Source organism: Bacillus sp. 0102A, assembly GCF_036765155.1.
GTDB classification, from domain to species: domain Bacteria; phylum Bacillota; class Bacilli; order Bacillales; family Bacillaceae; genus Bacillus; species Bacillus subtilis_G.
The window spans coordinates 625869-652248 of record NZ_JBAIZW010000001.1; the positions used below are offsets into that span (position 1 = coordinate 625869).

21 protein-coding genes and 3 pseudogenes are annotated in these 26380 nt (G+C 44.4%); 3 read left to right on the plus strand and 21 right to left on the minus strand.

Going from position 1 to position 26380, the window contains the following annotated elements:
- The first annotated feature begins 64 nt into the window (after nt 1–64).
- Entirely contained in the window at nt 65–847 is a 783-nt protein-coding gene (locus tag V6D41_RS03515) for an HAD family hydrolase (protein ID WP_148962308.1), read from the plus strand.
- A gap of 40 nt (nt 848–887) precedes the next feature.
- On the opposite strand, the gene thrS is transcribed toward V6D41_RS03515, so the two are convergent.
- The 9 genes and pseudogenes from thrS to V6D41_RS03560 all read right to left on the minus strand — a co-directional run bounded on the left by thrS (nt 888) and on the right by V6D41_RS03560 (nt 10227).
- A complete protein-coding gene (gene thrS, locus V6D41_RS03520; RefSeq protein ID WP_333517294.1) occupies nt 888–2819 on the minus strand; it encodes a threonine--tRNA ligase in 1932 nt (643 codons plus the stop codon).
- A gap of 399 nt (nt 2820–3218) precedes the next feature.
- Nucleotides 3219–4064: a putative sporulation protein YtxC gene (ytxC, locus tag V6D41_RS03525; RefSeq protein WP_333517295.1), complete on the minus strand. Its 846-nt coding sequence runs from the start codon at nt 4062–4064 to the stop codon at nt 3219–3221.
- Nucleotides 4065–4142: 78 nt separating this feature from the next.
- On the minus strand, nt 4143–4784 hold the full coding sequence (locus V6D41_RS03530) for a TVP38/TMEM64 family protein (protein ID WP_333517296.1): 642 nt from the start codon (nt 4782–4784) through the stop codon (nt 4143–4145).
- Nucleotides 4785–4817: 33 nt separating this feature from the next.
- Nucleotides 4818–5753, minus strand: coding sequence for a primosomal protein DnaI (dnaI, locus tag V6D41_RS03535; RefSeq protein ID WP_333517297.1), 936 nt, complete (start codon nt 5751–5753; stop codon nt 4818–4820).
- A 27-nt stretch (nt 5754–5780) separates the two neighbouring features.
- Nucleotides 5781–7202, minus strand: coding sequence for a replication initiation membrane attachment protein DnaB (gene dnaB / locus V6D41_RS03540; RefSeq protein WP_333517298.1), 1422 nt, complete (start codon nt 7200–7202; stop codon nt 5781–5783).
- Between the two features lie 114 nt (nt 7203–7316).
- Entirely contained in the window at nt 7317–7775 is a 459-nt protein-coding gene (nrdR, locus tag V6D41_RS03545) for a transcriptional regulator NrdR (protein WP_087992410.1), read from the minus strand.
- Between the two features lie 276 nt (nt 7776–8051).
- The gene (gene speD, locus V6D41_RS03550) at nt 8052–8432 is read right to left on the minus strand and encodes an adenosylmethionine decarboxylase (protein WP_003223584.1); all 381 of its coding nucleotides are present in this window, start codon (nt 8430–8432) and stop codon (nt 8052–8054) included.
- Nucleotides 8433–8670: 238 nt separating this feature from the next.
- A complete protein-coding gene (locus V6D41_RS03555; protein WP_333517299.1) occupies nt 8671–9693 on the minus strand; it encodes a glyceraldehyde-3-phosphate dehydrogenase in 1023 nt (340 codons plus the stop codon).
- A gap of 226 nt (nt 9694–9919) precedes the next feature.
- Nucleotides 9920–10227 (minus strand): annotated as a pseudogene (locus V6D41_RS03560) (winged helix-turn-helix transcriptional regulator).
- Between the two features lie 120 nt (nt 10228–10347).
- On the opposite strand from V6D41_RS03560, the pseudogene V6D41_RS03565 reads away from it, so the two are divergent.
- A pseudogene (locus tag V6D41_RS03565) lies at nt 10348–10695 on the plus strand (aldo/keto reductase); the annotation flags it as partial.
- A 38-nt stretch (nt 10696–10733) separates the two neighbouring features.
- Here the strand turns inward: V6D41_RS03565 and coaE are convergent.
- The 10 genes and pseudogenes from coaE to V6D41_RS03615 form a co-directional block, all read right to left on the minus strand.
- The gene (gene coaE / locus V6D41_RS03570) at nt 10734–11327 is read right to left on the minus strand and encodes a dephospho-CoA kinase (protein WP_087992412.1); all 594 of its coding nucleotides are present in this window, start codon (nt 11325–11327) and stop codon (nt 10734–10736) included.
- Nucleotides 11328–11342: 15 nt separating this feature from the next.
- A pseudogene (gene ytaF, locus V6D41_RS03575) lies at nt 11343–11993 on the minus strand (sporulation membrane protein YtaF); the annotation flags it as partial.
- Between the two features lie 148 nt (nt 11994–12141).
- On the minus strand, nt 12142–12972 hold the full coding sequence (gene mutM, locus V6D41_RS03580) for a DNA-formamidopyrimidine glycosylase (protein WP_333517300.1): 831 nt from the start codon (nt 12970–12972) through the stop codon (nt 12142–12144).
- 22 nt (nt 12973–12994) lie between these two features.
- Nucleotides 12995–15637: a DNA polymerase I gene (polA, locus tag V6D41_RS03585; RefSeq protein ID WP_333517301.1), complete on the minus strand. Its 2643-nt coding sequence runs from the start codon at nt 15635–15637 to the stop codon at nt 12995–12997.
- A 245-nt stretch (nt 15638–15882) separates the two neighbouring features.
- On the minus strand, nt 15883–17622 hold the full coding sequence (gene phoR, locus V6D41_RS03590; RefSeq protein WP_333517302.1) for a sensory box histidine kinase PhoR: 1740 nt from the start codon (nt 17620–17622) through the stop codon (nt 15883–15885).
- Nucleotides 17615–18337, minus strand: coding sequence for a two-component system response regulator PhoP (gene phoP / locus V6D41_RS03595; protein ID WP_148962319.1), 723 nt, complete (start codon nt 18335–18337; stop codon nt 17615–17617). Before phoP ends, phoR begins: the two co-directional genes overlap by 8 nt.
- A gap of 210 nt (nt 18338–18547) precedes the next feature.
- On the minus strand, nt 18548–19486 hold the full coding sequence (gene mdh, locus V6D41_RS03600) for a malate dehydrogenase (protein ID WP_087992418.1): 939 nt from the start codon (nt 19484–19486) through the stop codon (nt 18548–18550).
- A 43-nt stretch (nt 19487–19529) separates the two neighbouring features.
- Nucleotides 19530–20801 carry an NADP-dependent isocitrate dehydrogenase gene (gene icd / locus V6D41_RS03605; protein WP_148962320.1) on the minus strand — a complete coding sequence of 424 codons (1272 nt, stop codon included), beginning with the start codon at nt 20799–20801 and terminating at the stop codon, nt 19530–19532.
- A gap of 164 nt (nt 20802–20965) precedes the next feature.
- On the minus strand, nt 20966–22084 hold the full coding sequence (gene citZ / locus V6D41_RS03610; RefSeq protein WP_333517303.1) for a citrate synthase: 1119 nt from the start codon (nt 22082–22084) through the stop codon (nt 20966–20968).
- A 332-nt stretch (nt 22085–22416) separates the two neighbouring features.
- Nucleotides 22417–22881 carry a DUF441 domain-containing protein gene (locus tag V6D41_RS03615; protein WP_087992421.1) on the minus strand — a complete coding sequence of 155 codons (465 nt, stop codon included), beginning with the start codon at nt 22879–22881 and terminating at the stop codon, nt 22417–22419.
- A gap of 93 nt (nt 22882–22974) precedes the next feature.
- Here V6D41_RS03615 and ytvI point away from each other — a divergent pair, with 93 nt between their 5' ends.
- A complete protein-coding gene (ytvI, locus tag V6D41_RS03620) occupies nt 22975–24090 on the plus strand; it encodes a sporulation integral membrane protein YtvI (RefSeq protein WP_333517304.1) in 1116 nt (371 codons plus the stop codon).
- Between the two features lie 31 nt (nt 24091–24121).
- Here ytvI and V6D41_RS03625 read toward each other — a convergent pair whose 3' ends face one another.
- Together V6D41_RS03625 and pyk are read right to left on the minus strand one after the other, a co-directional pair.
- Nucleotides 24122–24505: an FxsA family protein gene (locus tag V6D41_RS03625; RefSeq protein WP_087992423.1), complete on the minus strand. Its 384-nt coding sequence runs from the start codon at nt 24503–24505 to the stop codon at nt 24122–24124.
- A gap of 93 nt (nt 24506–24598) precedes the next feature.
- Entirely contained in the window at nt 24599–26356 is a 1758-nt protein-coding gene (gene pyk / locus V6D41_RS03630) for a pyruvate kinase (protein WP_333517305.1), read from the minus strand.
- Nucleotides 26357–26380: the final 24 nt, after the last annotated feature.

Here is a 26380-nt window from a genome sequence, read left to right on the forward strand (position 1 = left end):
TATTGTAAAATAAAACATGAGCCTTTTGGCTGAAAGATTTGAATCTGAAGCAGAGGAGAAGATCATGAAAGCCGTATTTTTTGATTTAGACGATACACTACTTTGGGATGAAAAAAGCGTCAGAACAACATTTGCAGAAACTTGTTTACAGGCAGAGAAAAAATATGGCCTCGACCCGCAGGCATTTGAAGCAGCTGTTCGCGAAGCGGCGAGAGAATTGTACATGTCATATGAGACGTATCCATATACAGTGATGATCGGCATTAACCCGTTTGAAGGACTATGGTCCAATTTCTCAGAACCGATCAGTGAAGGATTTCAGAAGCTGAACAAGATTGTGCCGGAGTACAGAAAAAACGCATGGATAAACGGACTAAAGGCGCTTGGCATTGATGATCCCGCATATGGCGAATACTTGGGAGAGTTTTTCGCGGCAGAGCGCAGAAAACGCCCATTTGTATATGATGAAACATTTGAAGTGCTCGATCAATTAAAAGGCAAGTATGAACTGCTGCTTTTGACAAACGGCGATCCGAGCCTGCAAAAAGAGAAGCTCGCCGGCGTCCCTGAGCTCGCCCCTTATTTCAATGAAATTGTCATCTCTGGCGCTTTTGGCAAAGGGAAACCGGATGTTTCCATTTTTGAACATTGCCTTGAGCTGATGAATATTGAAACAGACGATGCGATCATGGTCGGCGATAATTTGAATACTGATATTTTAGGCGCCTCAAGAGCCGGAATCAAAACCGTTTGGATCAACCGGACGGATAAGAAAAACGAAACGGACGTGGCACCTGATTACATCATCAGCAGCCTTCATGATTTGTTTCCTATAATAGAGAAATAAAAAAAGCATGATCTCTTCAACGAGATCATGCTTTTTTAGCTTATTTTTTCGCTTCAGCTACTGCTTTTTTCAAAAAATCATCAAGCGAAATGGTTGCAGAGTTCTGCTCTCCGTACTTACGGACGTTTACCGCTCCGTTTTCTGCTTCTTGATCACCGACCACAAGCATGTACGGGATTTTTTGCATTTGCGCTTCACGGATTTTGTAGCCGATTTTTTCATCACGGCTGTCGACTTCTACACGCAGGCCTTCACGTTGCAGGCGTTCCTGCACTTTTTTCGCGTAGTCTAAATGCACAGCAGGAGAAACCGGGATGACTTGGAATTGAACCGGTGCAAGCCATGTTGGCAGCGCGCCTTTGTGTTCTTCAATTAAGAAGGCAACAAAGCGTTCCATTGTTGATACGACACCTCTGTGAATTACAACCGGACGGTGCTGCTTGCCGTCTTCACCGATATAAGTCAGATCGAAACGTTCAGGCAATAAGAAATCAAGCTGAACCGTAGACAATGTTTCTTCTTTGCCGATCGCTGTTTTTACCTGAACATCAAGTTTAGGGCCATAGAATGCCGCTTCACCTTCTGCTTCGTAATAGTCATGGCCGATTTCGTCCATTGCCTCTTTCAGCATGGATTGCGCCTTGTTCCACATTTCATCGTCATCAAAATATTTCTCCGTGTCTTCAGGATCACGGTAAGACAGACGGAATGTGTAATCACTTAAGCCAAAGTCTTCATATACGTCCTGAATTAAACGGACTGTACGGATAAACTCGTCCTTAATTTGATCCGGGCGCACAAAGATATGTGCATCGTTTAATGTCATGCCGCGCACGCGCTGAAGGCCTGACAGCGCACCTGACATTTCATAACGGTGCATCGTTCCCAGCTCCGCAATCCGAATCGGAAGCTCGCGGTAGCTGTGAATGTCTTGTTTGTAAATCATCATATGGTGCGGACAGTTCATTGGACGCAGCACAAGGGTTTCGTTGTCCATTTCCATCGGAGGGAACATGCCTTCCTGATAATGCTCCCAGTGCCCTGATGTTTCATACAGTTCTTTGCTTCCAAGCACTGGTGTGTATACATGCTCATAGCCGAGGCTGATTTCTTTATCGACAATGTAGCGCTCGATGACGCGGCGGATTGTCGCCCCTTTTGGCAGCCAAAGCGGCAAGCCTTGTCCGACTTTTTGAGAATTCGCAAACAGCTTTAACTCTTTGCCGAGCTTTCTGTGGTCACGCTCTTTCGCTTCTTCAAGCATGCGAAGATGCTCTTCCAGATCAGCTTTTTTGAAGAAAGCTGTGCCGTATACGCGCTGAAGCATTTGGTTATTGCTGTCACCGCGCCAGTATGCGCCTGCAAGGCTTAACAGTTTAAACTCTTTGATTTTTCCTGTTGAAGGAACGTGTACGCCGCGGCACAGGTCAAAGAATTCGCCTTGCTCATAGATCGAAACGGTTTCTCCTTCCGGAATCGCATCCAATAGTTCAAGCTTCAGGTCATCGCCGATTTCAGCAAAACGGGCTTTCGCTTCTTCGCGGCTGACCTCTTTTCGAACGATCGGGAGGTTCGCATTAACGATTTTTTTCATTTCTTTTTCAATTTTCGGCAGATCCTCCGGCGTAATCGCTTCTTCCATTTCTACATCGTAGTAAAAACCGTTTTCGATGACCGGACCGACACCGAATTTGACATCTTTATAAATGCGTTTAATCGCTTGAGCCAGCAAGTGAGCCGTACTGTGGCGCATTATTTGAAGGCCTTCTTCAGAGCCTTCTGTAATGATTTCCACTTTACCGTCTTCATTGATCGGCATTTTCAAATCGATTTCTTCTCCGTTCAGTTTTCCGGCTAATGATTTCTTCTTTAATCCCGGACTGATGGATGCCGCGATATCCTCTGTTGTTGTTCCTTTCGCAAACTCCTTGACTGCTCCATCAGGAAATGTGATTTTTACCATATCTGACATCTATGTCACTCCTTTTTTTGCATATAAAAACCCCGCCCCCTATGAAAGGGACGAGGTTGAATAAACGGAATCGTGGTTCCACCCTTTTTTCCGCAAAGCCAATATTCCGGCACTTGCGGCTCTAATCTCTGTAACGGGAGTTCCCGTCAGCCATTACTGCTCCTTATCAAGGGGTTCACAGCTGAAGTTCAAAGGCGGTAAAGCGAATGGTCCTTAGCTGGGAAGCTTGCAGCCATGGCTTCCCTCTCTTTGAGCCGGTTATCATTCCTTCATGTCCTTATCAATACGTGTGTCTATCTTAATCTCCTATGTATTATAAATTGTTCATTCCAAAAAATCAACACGATCGCATTTCCTTTTTTCCAAACCGACAGCCCTATATATACAGGCTGCCGGCCCTTATCCTTCTGAGTGCTCTACCGGTATTTCTGCGTCTGAAAAAGCATGTAGCGGAAGCATTTCCAGTCGCTCTTGAAATACGTTTTGAATGGTCCTTGCCATCATATGCTCGGGCTGGTCGGTATAAAGCACCACTTCATCAGGCGCGATGGAGATCAGCGGCGCGAGCAAATGAGAATCAATGTACATAGGATGATCCCGGACAAATCGCCTGTCTATGTATTTCATTTTTTCCCGTTCCTGCACATAACGCAGCTCCCAAATTGTAAATGAGCCGTCATGGACAATATGCACCTTTTTGATTCGCGGCTGTTTGGCCGTTACATAGTCTCTGAGTGTTTGAATAAAGTTTTGATATTCCTGTTCCATCTTATATTCATCTATCGCCGCTTCCGTAATGTCTCTCAGCTGCTTGTAGTATTGTCCGAGCCGGAAGGTCTGAAAGGAACGAATGGAAAATAAGCCTTCCTCTAAACGAATCGTTTGGAGTTCATCCAAAATTGATTGTTTCCGCGAAAGCTTTAGCGGCTCAAACGGAAGATCGCCCGCTTCTCCTTCAATAATACTATGTGCGAGCTGAAGGATTTGCTGCTGTTCATCCTGATCCGTGAAGCAGTATGTTTCCTCAATCAATGACAGCATATGTTCGTCTTCTTTGCACTCTAAAAAAAATTTGACCAGAATCGGCTCCATAAAACGCTGAATAGAGATAGCCGGCTTAGCTTTTTCAATCCCGATTTTTCGTATGCCTTCCCGGACAATGATATAGTTCCGATCGTCCGAATGCTGAATGAGATGTAAAAAAGCGGCTGCATCATGGTCATCTTCAAAGATTATTTCAAGCATGTTTGTCCCCCCTTACGGCATCTGTTACAAGTATATGGGGGATGTTTTTAAAATAGACGTAAAGGTCATTGGCAAATGTTAATTTGATTCTTGGAACAAGTTTTGCATTTTCTTTCTGAAGATAAACGGCAGCGAAATAAACACGCTATACAAAGCGAGCACCATAAAGAAAGCCGGCAGATTTCCAGTTGAAAAGCTCGCTCCCAGCACATTCAGCGCGATGGTCCCAGGAATGATTCCGGCGGCCGTCGCCGCAAAATACGGCAGCGCTTTGACATTGGAAAGGCCTGCCGCATAGCTGATGAAATCAAAATTGATCGGCATGATTCTTAAAAGAAAGATATAAAAAAATCCGTTATCCTCCATCTGCTTCTGAATGGCTTCAAGCTTGTCGTAATGGCCGTTCTTTTTCGCCGCAAACAAACCTGCGGCAAAAAACGAAACAGCTGAAGCGCACATTGAACCGAATAACGTGTAAAGCGTGCCGAGAAGCGGGCCAAATGCGAGTCCTCCCGCTAGAGAAACAACAGATACGGGAAATAAAATAAGAGGCCTGACGATGGATATCCCGATAAACATCAGCGGTGCAAAGGCCCCGAACGACAATACCCATATCCTGATCTCTTTCGGCGATAGATTCAAATACGTTTTATTTCCCCAAAAGATTACACCTGCACCTGCAAGCACTGCCAGCCATTTAACAGCTGTTTTTCGTTTCATACCCTCAGTTCCTTCCCCTTTGAACCGCAGCAGTTACGGATGTCGGCGGTTTTCTCCGTCCAGGCGGATTGGAGCAGCCAAATATAAAATTCGCTCCATAAGTCTTGCCGCTTTTACTTCTTCCTTTTCTCCCCTTTGCGAATACGTAAAATGATGCTTCAGCTCATCAGGTGAGAAATTAGACGAAAAGAAAGTCGGCAGCTGCTGGGACATTCTGTGCTGGAGCACTGTTCCGATGACTTCATCCCTAACCCAGCTGGTCATTGATTCCGCTCCGATGTCATCAAGCATCAATACGGGTGTTGATTTTACCATATTGAGTTTCTCTTCCAATGACTTGTCTTGCAGCGAATTCTTAAGCTCTCTCACAAATTCGGGCACATAGACGATCATCGAGGAATACTCTTTTTCCGCCAGCTCATTGGCAATCGCAGCGAGCATAAACGTTTTTCCTACCCCGAATTTCCCGTGTAAATACAGCCCTTTCCCTTTTCCCGTCTCATTATAGCTTTTCAGAAAATCCGTCACATGCTGGAACATCGCAAGCCTGCTCGGGTCACTGATATCAACTTGCTGGAAAGTCGCTCCGAGAAGATCCTGCTGAATATACATGCTTTTCATAAGGGACTTCTGTTTTTTCTGTTTATCGAGTTTCCGTTTAACCGGACATTCATAGTACTCAATATCAATAGATTGGCCATTGACAACAAGCTTCGGATGGTAGCCCTCCAATAAATTGTTGCAATCTTTATCTTCCGAACAATAGGAGCATTTCTTGCTTTGCCCGATATATTCATAAAGCTTGTTTAAGCTCTTTTCGATCATTTTTTGATCAATCACTTCTTCGTTTCCCTTCAAAAATGCCTGAACATCTTGATCCTTCATGACTTTTTCCTTCATTTGTTCAAGACGTTTTTGGAAATCCGGCCTGCCGGTTACGCCCTGCAGGGAACGGCCGATTGGTTCCATCTATTCCTTCACCCCGCATCTCTGTCTTTAATAGGCAGAGTATTTTTTCAGTTTTTTCATTTCTTCCATCATCTTTTTCTTCTGTTCTTCCAAGTCCTGCGGATGCAGCTTCTCCTGTCCGGATTCTGACTCGGAGGCTGTCTCTTTTTCTCCCATCCAGTCAGGAAGTTTTTCTTCGCGAATCACTTTTTGGTTTCGTTTCGAAGGCTGATTTGCTTTCCCTTCAGCCCATTCAAGGTATTGGCGGTTTTCTTCTATCGCGAGCTTCATCGCTTCTCTGACCGTTTTTACCTTTTTGCGCGCCCAATGCGAAGCGATTTTTTGGATATAATTTTTCGACAGCTTCATGTCGGTTTTCAGCATGACATAATAAATTAACACATTTGTAACGCCTGGCTCGAGCTTCTGTTCAAACATAATTTCTTCTATGATTTTCAGGTCAGCTTTTGACGGCTCTGTTCCGTCGGCAATGTCCTGCAGAAGCTTCTTCGGAGAAATCGTCTCCAGCAATGCGATCAGCTTCCCGTCCAGTGAATCCTCTTCCGCCGGTTTTTCGCCTTCTCGCAGATGCACCGGCTGTGTTTTTTCAACGACGTCTGGCAGCTGTCCGTTTCTTTCGATTTGATACCAGTCGCTAGCCGCTTTTCTTAAAGCCTCCGACGTAATAACGTCACGCTCATCAATTGCGCTCATCACGACATTTTGCATCTGCAAAGGGTCTATACCGTACAGATAAGAAAGCTTTTTGATTGTGTCCCGCACCTGCTGGGTCATCGCTTTTCTCGGAATCATCGTCTCAGAAAGTCCCGCTAAAAACAAATCAAAATCAAACACATCCTCTGTTATGGTGTAGGACGGAGCATGTCCGACAGAAGTATATTCTGTGCCCTCCGCAAGTCTCACCGTTTCCTCCATGTCAGATGTAAGCTTCCATTCACTCGGCTGCAGCGATTCAAACGCATGATTAAACGGCCGCGTAATGTCCTTCGCATCCTCTGAAATGGCCGGATGCGTGAAAAATTGTTTTAATTGTTGGTATTTTGTTTTTCCGACTCTATTATACAGAAAAACATTCAGCATCCCGTCTTCAAAAAACTCATTTGGCCTGAGCGGCGGAAGGAGTTCATATATAAAGAGGCGCTCCTGCCGCTCGGATTCTTTCATATATACTTTTAGCAATCCGATGCCCTCGAGCTTCCCTTGTTCCTGATGGATCGTTTTTAAATTAGACTGTGTCATCCCCATCAGCTGTCTATGTGTGGACTCGCCGCCCCACAGACGGTTTTGTTCCAGTTCTCCCCACAATGTCATATAAAGTGAGAATGCAACAGGGCCGATTAAGGGCTGGTACAGTTGTGTGATTATTTGTCTGTCTATATCCTGAAGCATCGATCTGCTTTTGACCGCATACGGATCTACAGGCAGTACATCTTTCCAATAGTCAGCCATACATTCTCAAACCTTCCGAATTTGTTTCTACCTTTCATTTTACACCGTTTCTTATATCTATCAAATGCCAATTTTGCACATGAGAAAAGAGCTAGAAGAATCCTCTTAGCTCTTTTAACGCTCTTTCTTTATTAAGTCTTTTAATTCGTCGATAAAGACGTTTATATCTTTAAACTGCCGATAGACAGACGCGAACCGCACATATGCGACCTCATCAATCTTAGCCAGCCGGTCCATGACCATTTCTCCGACGAATTCGCTTTTCACCTCAGAGCAGCCTTGATTGCGAAGTTCTTTTTCAATATCAAAGCACATGTCTTCAAGTGTTTTGAGTGGAACGGGTCTTTTTTCGCATGCTTTTATGAGGCCGCGCAGCATTTTTTCTCTGCTGAATTCCTCCCGCACGCCTTCTTTTTTCACGACGATGAGCGGGGTTTCCTCCACTTTTTCAAAGGTGGTAAACCGGTAATGGCAGCATTCGCACTCGCGTCTTCGGCGAATGGATTTCCCATCATCCACAGGCCGTGAATCAAGGACCCGCGTTCCGTTATGCTGGCATGAAGGACATTTCAATAAAATCAGCTCCCAACTATTTCGTTCCCTGGAATGTATTTTCGGCAGCCTCCGCCTTTTAAAAATAAATGTGACAGCCATCTGTCAGGAGAGCCGTTGTGAGTAAAGCTGTATCTACAGCATCAGGTGGTTTGTGAAAATCTCTTTCTATTTTACAAAAAAAATGAAAAAAGAAAAAGCTGACCGCGCTTGTTTGTTTATAAAAATAAAAGGAGCATAAGCTAAAAAGCGCATAACGGCTTTCTAGCTTCAGCTCCCTTTGTGTTCGTGTTTACTTTATAGTACTTTCGCTTGCGCCTGTTTAATTTGCACAGGCCCCATTCCTCTCGGTATTTCAATGTTTTCTCTTGTATCAGCATGTAATGCCTCTGCGATATAGTCAGCAGCGACATTAGGATCTAAGTCTCCACAAGTATAAACATCAATGCTCGCATATCCGTGTTCAGGAAAACTGTGAATAGTTAAGTGTGATTCAGAAATAATCACAACTCCGCTTACGCCTTGCGGTGCAAATTTGTGAAATGCAACCTCGCGCACCTCAGCACCTGATTTTAGAGCAGCATTTACAAACGTTTTTTCAATAAAATCCATGTCATTCAGCTTATCAAAATCGCATCCCCATAGCTCGGAGATAACGTGACGCCCCATTGTTTCCATAGTCATGGACCCCCCTTAACAAGAATTAAAAAGTGAAATTCCAACAACTGGGTCGGCCATTTACCACGGGGGAAAGTTAGTCCGGAGAGGTCCTAACCCTTTAAGTAATTCCGAAACAGTCTCAAGCAAGAAGTTCACGAAAAATAGTATACTGTGTTTAAGTCTAATTTGCAAGGTGCGTTTTTTTAGAAATATGCTGTTAAGGGTTTTTTCTTCAAAATATGTCCACGACCTTATTTTATACAGCAGACGGATGTTTCATTCGTGCCGCTACATGGCGGATCAGATCAACGACTCTGCACGAGTAGCCCCATTCGTTGTCATACCATGCGAGCACCTTAACTTTACTCCCTTCCATTACCATTGTTGTCAGCCCGTCAATGACCGCAGAATGCGGATTCGTATTATAATCAGTCGAGACGAGCGGTTCATCTGAATAATCAAGCACGCCGTACATCGAAGTTTTGGCAGCCCGTTTAAATGCCTCGTTTACCTCTTCAGCCGTCACATCCATTTTCAGATCGACAACGAGATCAACCAATGAGACATTCGGAACCGGGACACGCAAGGCGAGGCCGTGAAGCTTTCCTTTCAGATGCGGCAGCACAAGCGAAAGCGCCTTTGCCGCTCCTGTTGTCGTCGGAATGATGGATTCACCGCATGCCCGCGCCCGTCGCAAATCTTTGTGCGGATTATCAATATTTTTCTGGTCATTCGTATACGCGTGAACTGTAGTCATCAGCCCGCTCTCAATGCCAAACTCTTCATCCAGCACTTTTACAACAGGCGCAAGGCAGTTGGTCGTGCATGACGCATTTGAAATAATGACATGGCGGTCAGCGTCAAATTGGTCCTCATTTACTCCCATCACAATGGTAACGTCTTCATTTTTTCCCGGAGCAGTCAAAATGACTTTTTTTGCGCCCGCTTCTATATGGCCCATCGCTTTATCCTTTGAATTAAACTTCCCTGTTGCTTCGACGACTATGTCAATATCAAATTCCCGCCAAGGCAGCTGTTTTGGATCACGGCTGTTTAACAAAAGCACTTTCTTTCCATTTACAATCAGGCTGTCTTCACTGGCCACAACCTCTTTGTCGTACCTGCCGTGATTTGTGTCATACTTTATTAAATGAGCCAGCGTTTCTGCGGAATAGCTGGCGTTAATGGCCACTACTTGAATTTGATCGTCTAACATCGCTTTTCTAAAAACCATTCTTCCGATTCTTCCAAACCCGTTTATCGCTACTTTTACCTTCATGTTGGACACCCCTTATCAATTATGCCATCCTAATTTGTTGTTATCTGAAATTAGTATAACACATTAAAACGAATTCGCCAGTACATCTTGATAAAAATCAACGATTATAACGCTAATTTATGATGCATGATATATTTTCTTGCACACAATTTCAGTCCTCAGAATCAAAAAGCAGCCAGCGCTCCGCACTGACTGCCTTCATTTTTATCATTCCTGTTTTAACTTATCATTGAGCACACTTTCTTGTAACACTGAAAGCCCCGTACACTTTGTTAATATGATTCGCTCCCCAAGCACACATTATATCTAAAATCCCTTCTAAGCTACGGCCGTATTCGCCGAGCTCACAATCCACTTTCGGAGGAACCTGATTATATACGATCCGGTTAATGACACCGTCCGTTTCCAGCTTACGAAGCTGCTGTGTCAGCATTTTTTGCGTAATGTTGGGCATCGAGGCTTGAATTCACTCGTGCGTTTTTTTCCGTGCGTCAGCTGGCATAAAATGACGCATTTCCACTTTCCGCCGATCACTCAAGAGTGGCTTCAACAGAAATGTTATATTTTTTCTTCTCCATACAATTCATTCTCCTTACAGGCACCAAAAATTGACTATAGTACGTACTTTTCTTTCTTGACGATATCTTTCATAATCACATTTGCCGGCCTGATTTGAATCTGCTCTTTTTTATTTATACGGCACATCACAAAAAGGAGGAATATGAGATGAAGGCTTGGTCACATTTAATGCAGGAACAGCTGCTTGATCATCCTGTACTGGCAGGCATCGCTCAAACATATAACAAATCTGCAGCACAAACCATTTTGCGCTGGGATCTGCAGCATGGCATCATTACGATTCCTAAATCCACGAAGGAACAACGCATGAAAGAAAACGCCAGCGTATTTGACTTTGAATTAACACAGGATGACATGAATCGCATCGATGCGCTGAATGAAAACCTGCGCGTCGGTCCTGACCCGAACAACTTTGATTTTTAATCACAAAAAACACCGTTCATATTGAACGGTGTTTTGCATTATGCCCAGCTGCTGATGGTGTCATCAAGCTGCTGCTTAGTCTCTTCGAGCGTGCCGCTGTTATCGATGACTTGATCTGCTCTTGCTGTTTTTTCCTCTAATGGCATTTGAGCGCGGATTCGGCTGACCGCTTCTTCCTTCGTCAGCTGGTTGCGATTCATCAGGCGCTCAAGCTGAAGCTCTTTTGTCACACTAACCACAATAATTTTATCAACTAAAGATTCCAATTTACTTTCGAACAATAACGGGATATCTAATACAACAAACGCCTCCTGATTTGCAATGGCTTCATCACGGCGCTTAAGCATTTCCTGCCTGACTGCGGGATGAACAATTGCATTTAAAGCAAGGCGCTTTTGTTCATTTGTAAATACCAGTGCCCCAAGCTTTTTTCTATCTATATCACCGTTTGGGAGCAGAATGTCTTCACCGAATTCGTCAATGATTTGCCGGTGGGCGGGCGTCCCTTTTTCTACCGCTTGTTTGGCGATGATATCTGCATCTATAACTGTTATTCCTTTTTCAATCAGCATATTGGCTACCGTGCTTTTGCCGCTGGCTATTCCTCCCGTTAAACCAATGACTAAGGTCAAGAGATCCACTCCTTTTTACAATTTCCAGAGCCCAATCGTGATCAGCAGAAGCCCCGGCAAAAACGCCATTTTATCAATCCATTTCCACTTAGACAGAAAATGGCCGGCGTTAATTCCGATTGATACAAACAGCGAGCTCATAATGGCCACGGCGATGCTCATCATAATCGGTGAAAAACCGAGAATGGCTGCGCCTATACCTGCTCCGAAGGCATCAATAGATAAGGCAAATCCCAATAAGACCGCCTCGATTCCATTAATCACACCCGATTTGTCGATATCCGCACTCATAGGTTTTCTCAAAATATGAATCACAATCCCTAATGACCGAACCTCTAAATTAAGCAGCGTTTTTTCATGCAATAAGTATTCTTTGTCTTTTGCCGGTTTGAAAAATTGATACAGAACCCATACACCAATTCCGACCAATATCAAACCGCCAAGCTTCTCCGTCACATATACAGGAAAAAACTTTGTAAGAAAGCTCCCGATCAGCATGGATATAAACATGACAGCACCGGAACAGCAGGCGATAACCAAAATCGCTTTAAACGGTATTTTCATTTTTCTCAATCCGTACGTAAATCCGACTGAAAAACTGTCCAAGCTGACAGCCAACGCCAGCAGCAGTATAGAAACCATTTGCATATCCGTTTCTTCCTTTCTGTTGGTGCTCTTGAATCAGATGTGAAATGCCCGGGATTCATCACAATCATGTATATGGTAAAGTGAAAAATCCGTGTTTCGAAAATGGCATCCTCTATTACAGAGTTACTGATATATGCACCGACAGCTTGGACGATGAAGCGTTATGCTACTTTTTTTTCTGGCACTCCGCGCAAAAATGCGTGCCCCTGCCTCCGACGACAATTTTTGAAATCATCGTTCCGCAATTTTTGCACGGCTCGTCTTTTTTTCCGTACACAAAATGCTGCAGCTGGAACATTCCGATTTCCCCTTGGGAGTTGATATACGAACGGACTGTGCTGCCGCCCGCGTCAATCGCCTCCTGCAGGGTGTTTTTGATTTCAGCGTGAAGTGTTTTGATTGTTTTGTCTGACAATTCATTTGCTTTTGTCTCAGGATGGACACCCGCTCTGAAAAGAGCCTCGTCTACATAAATGTTCCCGAGTCCGACAACCGTTTTCTGATCCAACAGGGCGGTTTTGACAGCACGGTTTGTTTTGGCAAGCCGCTCTTTCAAATACACACTCGTAAATTCTTCTGCATCAGGCTCCGGCCCTAACTGAGAAAGCGGGAGCTCTCCCGCTTCCTCTCCCGGTTTAAATAAATGCATGGTTCCAAACTTCCGCACATCCCGGTAACGAAGCTGGGTTCCATCTGTCATCGTGAATATGACATGCACGTGTTTATCGTCCGGCTCCTCCGCTTGATGAAGCCCATATTTCCCTTCCATTCGCAGGTGGGAAACCATAACATAATGATTTAAATGAAACAGTAAAAACTTTCCCCGTCTACCGATAGACTGTATCGTTTCTCCTGCTAGATTTCGCGCAAATTCCTCCGGTTCGGCAGGACGTTTGATGATATTGGGCCATCTGATCTCTACCGATTTGATTGTTTTTCCCTTTACAAGCCCGGTCAGAGTGCGCCGGACTGTTTCAACCTCTGGTAATTCCGGCACATCCATCACTTCCTATCTCTGTTTATTTCGCATCGTACCAAGATGGTCCTGATGAAAAGTCCACCTTTAACGGGACATCTAATGCAAGCGCATGCTCCATCACTTCAGGAACAAGTTTTTCAAGGATTTCAATTTCTTCCTGCGGCGCTTCAAAAATCAATTCATCGTGTACTTGAAGCAGCAGCCTTGCTTTCAGCTGTTTTTCTTTCAGCTTGGCAGCCATATCAATCATGGCTTTTTTTATAATATCAGCGGCGCTACCTTGAATCGGCGTATTCATTGCTGTCCGCTCCGCAAAACTGCGGATATTAAAGTTTCGGCTCGTCAGCTCAGGAATGTAACGGCGTCGATGCATGAGCGTTGTCACGTAGCCTTTTTGCTTAGCGTCCTGAACCGAGTCCTCCATGTACGCCTTTACGCCTTGGAAGCTTTCCAAATAACGGTCGATGAATGCTCCTGCTTCCTTTCGGGTAATGCCAAGGTTCTGTGACAGCCCGTAATCACTGATGCCGTATACGATGCCAAAGTTGACCGCTTTCGCCTGGCGTCTCATCGCGGATGTCACTTCATCCTTTGCGACATGAAACACATCCATTGCCGTTTTTGTATGAATATCCATATCATTTGTGAAAGCTTCGATAAGATTTTCATCCTTTGAAATATGGGCTAGCACCCGCAGCTCGATTTGCGAATAATCAGCTGCAAAAATGAGCCAGTCTTTTTCAGACGGAACAAAAGCTTGGCGGATTTTGCGCCCTTCTTCAAGTCTGATCGGAATGTTTTGCAAATTCGGATCAGTAGAGCTGAGGCGGCCTGTTTGCGTTAACGCCTGGTTAAACCGTGTGTGCACCTTGTGTGAATCCGGTCTCGTCACCTTTAGAAGCCCTTCAATATATGTCGATTGAAGCTTGCCAATTTGCCTGTACTGCAAAATGCAGTCGACAATATCATGCTTGTCAGCCAGCTTTTCAAGCACGTCGGCAGACGTTGAATAGCCTGTTTTCGTTTTTTTCACGACAGGCAGGCCGATCTTTTCAAACAAGATGACACCAAGCTGTTTAGGAGAGTTGATATTAAACGGTTCTCCCGCAATCTCATGGATTTTTTCTTCATATTCTTTCAGCTTCGCGCCCAGTTCTTCACCCATCCGTTTTAAACGGTCAACATCAACCTTGACGCCAGTTGATTCCATTACGCCCAGAATAAGCGCAAGAGGCATTTCAAGCTCTTCAAACAGTTTAAGCTGATCGTTGTTCTCCAGCTCCTGAACGAGTTTCTCCCGAAGGCTTTGAATGGCTAACGCTTTTCTGACAAGGTGCTCAGACAGTTCATTTTCTGACGGCACTGCCCGTTTTGCTCCTTTGCCGTAAACTGATTCATCGCTTTGAACGATATGCAAGCCGTAATCCTTAGCCACGCTTGCGACGTCGTCATATGAATTGCCGGGGTTGATGATATAAGCCGCAAGAAGCGTATCAAACTCCGCCCCTTTCAGTTCAATGCCCTGCCAGCGCAAAGCGACAACAGCCCGCTTACTGTCGAAAACCCATTTCTTCTGCTCGTCATTTTCCACCCATTCTTTAAACACCTCAGACTCCACGGCAATGTCTTTCGGAATAAAATAAGATCCCGTTTCATTTGCGATCGAAAATCCGAGAATCGGCTCTTCGTGATAATTGTCGCCAATCTGTTCAACGACAAAAGCGGATGGAGAAACCAATATACCGCTTGTTACGTCTGTGACGGTTTCGACATTAATTTCTTCTAACGCCTGATCCTGCTCCGCTTCTTCACTGTCTTCCCCAAGACGTTCAAGAAGCGTGCTGAATCCAAGATCTTTAAAGATGGAAATGACCTGTTCACGATTAAAGCCTTGATATTCCAGGCCAGAAACGGATACCTCAATCGGCGCATCCGTCATGATCGTCGCCAGCTCCTTGCTCATCAATGCCTGATCCTTAAATTCCTCAAGCTTTTCCTTCAATTTCTTTCCGCTCACCTCGTCAATGGACTCCAGCAGCTTTTCAACGGAGGCGAACTGTTTTAATAGCTTAATCGCTGTCTTTTCTCCTACGCCGGGCACACCCGGGATATTATCTGAGGAATCGCCCATCAGACCCTTCATGTCAATGATTTGTTCAGGCGTAAGCCCGTATTTCTCTTTGACGTGCTCCGGTGTGTAAAATTCAACATCGGTAATTCCTTTTCTCGTAATGGCAACTGTCGTTTTGTCTGTTGCCAGCTGAGTTAAATCCTTATCTCCTGAGAAAACCTTTACTTCAAATCCGTCTTTTTCAGCCGATTTGGCCAATGTGCCGATAATATCATCGGCTTCGTATTGTTCCAGTTCGTAGCGGCTGACCTGATACGCATCCAGCAGCTCACGGATAAACGGCATTTGTTCGGAAAGCTCAGGCGGGGTTTTCTGTCTGCCGCCTTTATATTCTTTAAATGTGCCGTGACGAAATGTTGTTTTCCCGGCATCAAATGCAACCAGCATGTGCGTCGGTTTTTCATCCTCAAGCATCTTCATCAAAATCATCGCAAAGCCGTATACGGCATTCGTATGAACACCTTTATCATTGCTTAACAGCGGCAAGGCAAAAAACGCTCGGTAAGCCAAACTGTTTCCGTCTACAAGCACTAATTTTTTTCGTTCCGTCATTCAATATCCTCCTAAGAAGCCTCAGGCTTCCGTTCATCTCTTACATAGTCATTCGCTCCTCTTATTTTAACAAAGTTCAATTTGAAAGGAAAATGACGTGAACTAAAAGAGAAGACACAAAAAAAGGACGGGAACACAAAAAGGTTCCCGCCGTCAAAATTGGCTCCTTGGATGAAGGGGTTCTACTACATCCTACCAGCATAGGTTTAACAGTGCATGAAGATATTGTTAAACCTTTGTAAACATTAGGCGGATTTTTCAGCAGCACGTTTCAGCGTCACGGTAAAGACGGTTCCCCGTCCAGGCTCGCTTGTGACATCGATTTTCCCTTCATGTGCCTCTATTAAATGTTTGACGATCGCAAGGCCTAGGCCTGTTCCGCCAGAATTCCTGCTTCTGTCTTTATCTACACGGTAAAAACGTTCGAAGATGCGCGGAATTTCTTCTTTCTGAATTCCGATTCCGGAATCGGCAACTTCAATTTGAATGTCTTTTTCTCCGGGCTTTACATTGATAGCTACAGAACCCCCCTCAGGCGTGTAGGTTAACGCATTGTTTACGAGATTAAGAAATACCTGTTTCAGCCTGTGCGGGTCACCCGATACATAGAGCGGGTCTTTCGGGACATTCAGTTGTAAGGAGATGCCTTTCTCATCAGCCTTATGCTTTAGAAGCGTTTCAATTTCACTAAGCATTTTGGCTGACTCAAACTTTTCGATGCTGAGCATGAAATTTTGCTGCTCTATTTTTGAGAGATCGAGCAGATCCTGAACCAAAGACTGAAGCCTTTCGCTTTCCTTTAGAATAATAGAGAGAAAATCAGAAAGCGCCTCTTTGTCCTCCATCGCCCCGTCCAATAACGTCTCCGTAAACCCTTTAATAGACGTAATCGGCGTTTTCAGCTCATGAGATACATTGGCCACAAAATCCTTTCTCATCTGCTCTAATTTCTTGGTCTCCGTCATGTCATGGAAAACGAGCACAATTCCTTTCCATTCATCGTCCGGTCCCATAATCGGAACGCCGTCAACCTCAAAATAACGCCGTTCAATCTTGATCGTAAGCCTTAACAGCTTGCATTTCTTTGTCTCCGTCATAAAAATGTCTTCGACAAGCTGGATCACTTCTTCATGTTCAAATGCATCATGATAAAGACGGCGCAGCATCTGATTCGGATTGATATGGAACTGCTTGGCGTAAGACCTGTTCACGAGATTGATAAAACCTCTTCCATCAATCATAATCAGCCCGGAGCCGATATTTTCAATGACTGTTAACAGCCGGTCTCGCTGCATTTCTTGCGTTCTCGTCATTTCCATCAGATCAACGGCAAGGCTATTCATCGCACGGCCGAGCTTATCAGAGCGCCTGATATAGCCGCCGTACGTTCTGGCATCGTAGTTTCCCTTGGACAGTTCTGTTGCTACGTTTGTCGCTGCTTCAATTGATCTTTTGTAACGTGAGGTCATGCTGGAATAAAAATAAATAATGACGATAAATGCGGTACAAAGACTGGCCGTCAGCATCCCCCACATTTCGCCTTTCAAGCCGTAGCTTTTTTCAGAGGCAGAAAGCAGCACATATCCTGTTTTTTCACCTTCGCTTCTAAGCGAAAGTCCGTAATAAAGCTTGTTATCCGCTTTTGAAAGAACACCCTCATGGCCAGAAACAAGCGCCTGCACCTTTTGAGAATCTGCCGCTACCCCGTTTGACCCGTACAGCACCTTGCCGTCTGTATCGATAACGGATGCGCTCACATCGAGCGCGCCGCCTGCATCTTTAATGATTTTCTTATTTTCTTGATCAATCAGATTGCCGGAATCAAGAAGCGAAGCCATGTATTTGGCTTCTTTTTCAATGTGTTCCTCTGCTTTCCTTTGACCAGTTGTTTCAAAGAGCTGCTGCAAAAACAGCCCGAGGACACTAAACACCAGAATCATACAGACAACAAGTACAGAAAAAAGGCGCACACGGTATTTATTCATTCATTTTTGGCTCCTCCAGTTTATAGCCCAATCCCCTAATCGTTTTGATATAGATCGGTTTTTTTGTATTGCTTTCAATTTTGTCGCGGAGATGGCTGATATGCACATCAACAATTCTCGTATCTCCGGCAAAATCATAATTCCAGACAGCGCTCAGCAGCAAATCTCTCGTCAGCACTCTGCCTTTATGTCTGCCCAAATACAGCAGCAGTTCGAACTCTTTCGGTGTCAGCTCAAGCTGATTTTCTTTAAAGTACGCTTCATAATGATCAGGCAGAATTTTCAGTTCGCCAATGACGATCTGGCCTTCCATTTCATCATTCTTCATTTCACTAGAGGGCGCAGCCATTTCGGAACGCCTTAAAATCGCTTTGACTCTTGCATTCACTTCCCTTGGACTGAACGGCTTGGTCATATAATCATCAGCACCGAGCTCGAGTCCTAATACTTTGTCGAATTCCTCATCCTTCGCTGTCAGCATTAGAATCGGAAACATCAGTTTTTGCTGTCTCAGCTGCTTGCACACTTCGATTCCGTCCAGTTTTGGAAGCATCACATCCAGCACAATCAAATCAGGCTTCTCTGTTTCCGCTTTTTTGAGTGCTTCTTCCCCGTCCGAGGCGGTAATGACATCATAGCCTGACCGTTCCAAATTGTACTGCAAAAGAGTAACAATAGATTCTTCATCATCCACAACTAAAATTTTCTTGTTCATGCTGTGCCTCCAGTATTAAATTCCCCGACATCCTATTTCTCTATTTTATGTCATCTTAACATGTTTCATGATTTTATTTTAGCGAAAGCAGGATATTCCGGCAATTCGCCTTTTATATCATTTTTAAACGAAATAAAGAATCATTTGATAACGCTTACATTTATAACAAAAAGAGAAAGGCTCTATCAAGCAAGCCTTTCTCTCTTTTTACTAAGATAATACTTTCATGACATTTTTGACAGATTCAACTGATTGATTCAGCTGTGCTCTTTCATAGTCTGTCAGTTCAAGTTCAATGATTTGCTCAAGACCGTTGCCGCCTACAATTGTAGGAACACCAAGGTAGATGCCTTCATAGCCGTATTCTCCTTCAAGATAAGCAATTGTAGGAAGGACGCGGCGCTGATCTTTCAAGATCGCTTCGACCATTTCTGCCAGAGAAGCCGCAGGCGCATAGTACGCGCTTCCGTTTCCAAGAAGATTCACGATTTCGCCTCCGCCTTTTCTTGTGCGCTCCACAATGGCGTCAATCCGTTCTTTCGGGATAAGAGTTTCAAGCGGGATACCGCCGGCATAAGAATAACGCACAAGCGGCACCATATCGTCACCGTGTCCGCCAAGAACGAAACCTGTCACGTCTTTGACTGATAGGTTTAATTCTTCTGCCACAAATGTTCTGAATCTTGCCGTATCAAGCACACCGGACTGGCCGATGACGCGCTCTTTAGGGAAACCTGATTCTTTGTACACCGCGTATGTCATTGCATCAACAGGATTTGTCAGCACCACAATGATAGACTCAGGAGAATATTTCACGATTTCTCGTGTAACGCTTCTCATAATTTTTTCGTTTGTAGAGACTAGATCATCTCTGCTCATACCAGGTTTTCTTGCGATACCGGCTGTAATGACAACAATGTCAGAACCCGCTGTATCCTCATAATTGGATGTTCCAGTAACTTTCGCGTCAAAGCCTTGAACAGGGCTTGCTTCAAGCATATCAAGCGCTTTTCCCTTTGTCGGGTTCTCCAGTTGCGGAATATCAACAAGCACAACGTCTGCCAATTCTTTTTGAGCGATTAAAAATGCGGTTGTCGCTCCGGTAAAACCTGCTCCGATAACAGAAACTTTTTTACGAGTATTTCCCATGTCTCTCTTCTCCTTTATGGCTAATTTTAGGATGTTTCCTTGCTTAGTCCATGTTTTTAATCAGTTCTTCACCAAACTCTGAACATTTCACTTCAGTCGCGCCGTCCATTAATCTGGCAAAATCGTAAGTTACGACTTTAGAAGCGATTGTGTTTTCCATAGATTTGATAACCAAATCAGCCGCTTCATTCCATCCTAAATGCTCAAGAAGCAGAACGCCTGAAAGAATAACTGAAGATGGGTTTACTTTATCAAGGCCTGCATATTTAGGAGCCGTTCCGTGCGTCGCCTCAAAAATCGCATGTCCTGTTTCATAGTTAATGTTCGCTCCAGGTGCAATACCGATTCCGCCGACTTGTGCAGCAAGAGCGTCAGAAATATAGTCTCCGTTAAGGTTCATTGTCGCAACAACATCAAATTCGCTTGGACGTGTTAGAATCTGCTGAAGGAAAATATCAGCGATACTGTCTTTGATAATGATTTTGCCTGCTGCTTCTGCTTCGCTTTGCGCTTTATTAGCGGCATCTTTTCCGTCTTTTTCAGCAATGCGGTCATATTCAGCCCATGTGAAGACTTTTTCGCCATACTCTCTCTCTGCAAGTTCATAGCCCCAGTTTTTGAAGGCGCCTTCTGTGAACTTCATGATGTTTCCTTTGTGAACAAGCGTTACAGACTTGCGGCCGCGCTCGATCGCATAATCAATTGCTGCTCTGACCAACCGGCTTGTTCCTTCTTCAGAAACAGGCTTAATGCCGATACCTGATGTCTCAGGGAAACGGATTTTGTTGACGTTTAACTCATTTTGCAAGAAGCTGATGAGCTTTTGCACTTCTTCAGAACCTTTTGCGTACTCGATGCCGGCGTAAATATCTTCTGTATTTTCACGGAAGATGACCATATCAGTATCTTCAGGGCGTTTTACCGGTGACGGCACCCCGTTAAAGTATCTTACAGGTCTTAAGCAGACGAATAGGTCAAGCTCTTGTCTGAGCGCTACGTTCAAAGAGCGGATACCGCCGCCGACAGGTGTCGTTAACGGCCCTTTAATCGCGATGAAATATTCACGGATAACATCTAATGTTTCAGCTGGCAGCCACTCACCTGTTTTATTATAAGCCTTTTCTCCGGCATAAACTTCTTTCCACGTGATTTTCTTTTCGCCTTTGTATGCTTTTTCAACTGCTGCTTCCAAAACCTTTGAAGCAGCGTTCCAAATATCAGGACCGATTCCGTCTCCTTCGATAAACGGGATAATCGGATTGTTTGGTACGTTTAATACTCCGTTAGAGACTGTAATTTTTTCACCTTGTGCCACAATAAAAACCTCCCAGTATGTAATTCATATTTAGAAAACATTTTATTTTTCTTCTATAAAAAACAAAATGATTTTTCCCAATATTCAATTTAAATTGTAAACCACTTTTGCTGTTCTGAACAAGAGGCTAACTTCATTAACGCAAGCCAGCCTCCAATGGTTCTTTAGGCTCTTTCTTCAACCGGAACGAAAGTTTGTTTGTCAGGGCCTGTGTAATCTGCGCGCGGGCGGATTAGACGGTTGTTGTCATACTGCTCAAGAATATGAGCGATCCAGCCGGACATTCTGCTCACAGCAAAAATAGGTGTAAACAAATCATGGTCAATGCCGAGGCTGTGGTAAACAGAAGCCGAATAGAAATCAACGTTAGGCGGCAGCTTTTTCTCTGATGTGACGATCTCTTCTATACGAATCGACATCTCATACCATTTGCTTTCGCCTGTCAGGTTGGTCAGTCGCTTGCTCATTTCTTTTAAATGTTTGGCGCGCGGATCGCCATGCTTATAAACGCGATGGCCGAACCCCATTATTTTTTCTTTCTTTTCCATCTTGGTGCGAACGTAAGGTTCTACATTCTCCACTTCGCCGATCTCTGTCAGCATTTTCATGACAGCTTCGTTTGCACCGCCATGAAGCGGCCCCTTAAGTGCGCCGATCGCTGCAGTAATTCCTGAATAGATATCCGAAAGTGTTGCAACGCAGACCCTCGCTGTAAACGTTGACGCGTTCAGCTCGTGATCGGCATGTAAAATCAGTGCTTTGTTGAAGGCTTCGACCTCAATCGGCGAAGGCTCTTCTCCATTTAATGTGTAGAGAAAATTCTCGGCAATGCCGTAGTCTTCTCTTGGCTCAACGGGTTCAAGACCCTTGCGGATTCTGGAAAACGCTGCAACCAAACCAGGCACCTTTGCCTGAAGGCGGATCGCCTTTCTGTAGTTGGCTTCCGGGTTCATGGTATCAGCCTCGCTGTCAAACAGGCCTAGTAAAGAAATCGCTGTCCGAAGAGCAGCCATGGGATGAACATTTTCGAGGGAATAAGATTTGAAGTGCTCAATAATTTCTTGCGGAACGGCAGCTTCTTTTGCTAACTGCTGTTTTAACTCACCAAGCTCTTTTTTGTTTGGCAGCCTTAAGTGCCAAAGTAAGTAAATGATTTCTTCAAAGCTTGCATTCTCTGTCAAATCATCGATATCATACCCCACATATGTAAGGGTATCATCAATAATAGAACTCACAGATGATGTTGTTGCTACAACCCCTTCAAGACCGCGTGTCGCTGTCATATATAACATCCCCTTTTCAATAAATTTCCCCTTTAAGAGTGTTTTAAAAACATGAGGCTAACTTAAAAAGCAAGATGCAAGTTTTTCTCCCCCCAAAAAGAAAATGCTTACATTTTAATGCCTGCTAGTACTGAAACCGCTTGCTTATGAAAGACCATAACAAATTCTTATAAGCTTATTTAAGTTTATGCCTATTCTCATTATAAACAATAATCAGACATTTGTTAAATGTTTACCTATAATTTTTTTTTTCATTCTGTGATTTTCCCGAAAAAACGCCTTTATTTGCGGGTTTTTGCCTATAAAAAAAAGCGGCTTTCGGGCCGCTTTTTTCATGAAGAGAACAGTTTTACAATCTGCATGGCAATATAAGCAATCCCCGCTCCGATCAGCGGTCCCACCGCCACACCGCCAAAAAGCGCGACTGCGAGAATGGTCCCGATCACGAGAGCAGTTGTAATATGCGGGTCATTTTCCAGCAGAGTCAGGCCGTTTTTGGCAATCAGCGCCACTGCGATTCCCGCTCCCAAGGCGATCCATGCATAGGAAGACCGCATTGCTTCTCCAAGCTGCTTGAACCCGATTTCTCCCGTCGCAATCGGAACAAGAACGGCGATGGTAATAACGGTCACACCCCAGTTAATGCCTTTTGACTGGATGGTTGGTAATAATTTCTGATCAAGTCCAACGATTTTGATGATTAAAAGGACGGATACAGCAAAAAGCAATGATTGATTTTTTGCGATAAGTGCGATAGCCAAGAGTAAAATTAAAAATAAATTCGCTTGTGTAAACAATGCCATCCCTCCTTAAGATGTATGTATTCATATTCAGCCGGAGCGTGAATATATATATAAATAGGACATGCTGACTGGAGGAGGACCGTTTTCGTGAACCAATCTTATATCACTATTTTCTTCAGAACCCTCTTTGTCATATCAATTACCGCAGGATCGATAGCTGCAGCCTATTATTCGTTTCCGTTAACTTATCCGTTCCTGATCGCCCTTATTCTTTCATCAGCAATTCATCCTGTTGTCGACTATTTGGACAAAGTGACAGGATTCCCCCGAACGATAAATGTTCTGGGCGTGCTTGCTTTTTTTCTGCTCGCAGCCTTTGGTGTACTCACCATTCTAGTAGCCGAAATCGTCACGGGAACAGCCTATCTTGCAAAAACGCTGCCTCCGCATATCAGCACGTTTATCTCATATTGCGAAAAATTGTTTACGACTCATATCCAGCCGCTCTATAACGAACTGACCCTTTTGTTTCAAGAATTGGAGACCAATCAGCAGGCTTCCATCGTCACTCATATTCAGACACTCGGTGATTCCGCGGCTAAAAATGCCGGACTGCTGCTGTCCCACATATTAGAAATGATCCCGAGATTTTTCGCGCTTCTTCCAAATACAGCGGCTGTTCTGGTTTTTTCTCTTTTGGCAACTTTTTTTATGACAAAGGATTGGCACAAGCTGAAAGCCATGTTCGTTTCGATTCTGCCGGATCGGGTTACAGCCAACAGCAGAGCGATCAGCAATGAATTAAAAAAAGCAATGACCGGTTTTATCAAAGCGCAGGCGGTTCTCGTTTTCATTACGATGATAATTGTATTTATCGGCCTTTCTCTCTTAAAAGTTGAACATGCCGCAACAATTGCTTTTTTAATAGGGCTTGTTGATCTTCTCCCTTATTTGGGGGCGGGCTCCGTATTTGTGCCGTGGATTTTGTATTTATCGATTACAGGCCAGCTGCCTCAGGCAATCGGAATCGGCATACTGTACCTTGTTGTTCTTATTCAGCGGCAGCTGACAGAACCTAAAATACTTAGTAAATCAATCGGGATCGATCCGCTGGCAACGCTCATCGCCCTGTTTGCCGGTTTTAAATTATTCGGGTTTTTAGGACTCATTGCCGGGCCGGCTCTTCTCGTCATGATCCAGGCTTTCATCACAACAGGCACATTAAAGGAAATATGGTCCTATATCACCGTTCAGCAAAAATAAAACAGCAGCCCATATTTATGGCTGCCGTTTTTTATTTGATGATGATCCGTTTGTTCTTCGACATTCCTCTCAGCCACTTGAACAGAATCGGCTTACACCAGCTGCGGGTAAGCGGGATAAGCAAACAGGCGCCGGCCAAATCTGATAAAAAGCCCGGAAGCATCAGCAAAAGACCACCAATGAAAATGCACAGGCCGTCAGCAATCGCTTCCCCCGGCATCTGGCCATATTGAAGATCACGCTGAACCTTGTAATACACTTCGGTTCCTTGTTTTTTTGCAGCTGCTGCGCCGATAATGCCTGTCAGAATCATTAAAAAGACCGTCGGCAAAATGCCGATCAGCTTGCCTGAAAATAGGAATATCCCGATTTCTAATGCCGGAAACACAATAAAAAGCAAAAATAAAAATCTCATATCCGGGCCCCCCACACGTGTAACACACCTCTGTTCAACATAAGGCAAGATAAAGAGAAAAGGAAGGGATTCCCCTTCCGTTTTCACCTGTGACTAAAGAACGCTCGCACGGCCTTGGTAGACTGCGCCTCTGGATGCGTCAACTGTAATATCCTGGCCGTCTGTTAAAGTAGATGTCGCATTTTCCAGCCCAACGATAACCGGAATGCCGAGGCTTAATCCGACTACCGCAGCATGGCTTGTCAAGCCGCCTTCTTCTGTAATAAGGGCAGACGCTTTTTCAAGAGATGCAATCATATCACGGTCAGTGCTTTTTGTAACAAGTACCGCACCGTCAGTCATTTTTTGCTCAGCTTCTTTTGCATTTTGTGCAATGACAACCGGACCGAAAGCTGATTTGCGTCCGATGCCTTGGCCCTTAGCGATGATATCGCCGACAGTGTAAACTTTCATTAAGTTCGTCGTGCCAGACTCACCGACAGTGCCTGCTGTAATGACGATCAGATCGCCATTTTTTACAAGTCCGCTGTTCAATGATTTTTGGACAGCATCCTCAAGCATCTCATCTGTTGTGTTCGCATTTTGGCCGCTTTCCGCGAATACGCCAAATACGAGCGCAAGTTTTCTGGAAACAGAATCATTTACAGTAACCGCAATAACCGGCGCCTGCGGACGGTATTTCGCGATCATGCGCGCAGTATGGCCGCTTTCAGTCGGCGTGACAATCGCAGCTGCCTCCAGATTGATCGCTGTGTGCGCGACAGATTGTCCAATTGCGTCTGTTATCGTCATGCCTACTTGGTCTCTGCGTTTTGAAAGAATTTCTTTATAATTTAAAGCTTCTTCAGAACGGGACGCGATGTTGTGCATGGTTTGAACCGCCTCAACCGGATAGCTTCCTGCAGCTGTTTCACCAGAAAGCATGATCGCATCTGAGCCGTCGAAGATCGCGTTTGCAACGTCACTTGCTTCCGCACGGGTCGGACGCGGGTTGCGCTGCATGCTGTCAAGCATTTGTGTCGCTGTAATAACAGGCTTTCCAAGCGCGTTGCACTTTTTAATCAGGTCTTTTTGCACAAGCGGCACTTCTTCAGCTGGGATTTCCACACCTAAGTCTCCGCGTGCAACCATTAAGCCGTCAGACACTTCAAGAATAGAATCAATGTTGTCAACGCCCTCTTGGTTTTCGATTTTAGGGATGATTTGAATATCCTGAGCATTGTGCTCTTCTAGAAGCTCACGGATTTCAAGCACGTCCGTAGAACGGCGTACGAAAGACGCTGCGATAAAGTCTACTCCTTGCTCAATACCGAAAACGATGTCTCGCGCATCTTTTTCGGTGATACCAGGAAGGTTGACACTTACGCCCGGTACGTTAACACCTTTTTTATTTTTGAGTGTTCCGTTGTTTAATACTTTTGTTTTGATTTCGCGTTTAGCGGCATCAACATCAAGTACTTCAAGGCCGATAAGTCCGTCATCTAACAGAATCGTTGAACCTTGTCCAACGTCATCGACTAAACCTTCATATGACACTGAAATTTTGTCTGTTGTCCCTACAACCTCGTCCATTGAAACGATAAGCTCTTTGCCTGTTTCAAGCTCAATGCCGCCGTTTTCCATCGTATGTGTGCGGATTTCCGGACCTTTTGTATCAAGCAGGATACCAACGTTTTTACCAAGTTTTTTGCTTGCTTCACGGATATTTTTAATTCTTGCGCCGTGCTCCTCAAAATCTCCGTGAGAAAAGTTCAAACGAGCCACGTTCATTCCTGACTCCATTAATTTCGTAAGCATTTCAATACTTTCACTTGCCGGACCGATGGTACAAACAATTTTAGTTTTTCTCATTTGGTTCACTTCCTTCTGAAATCT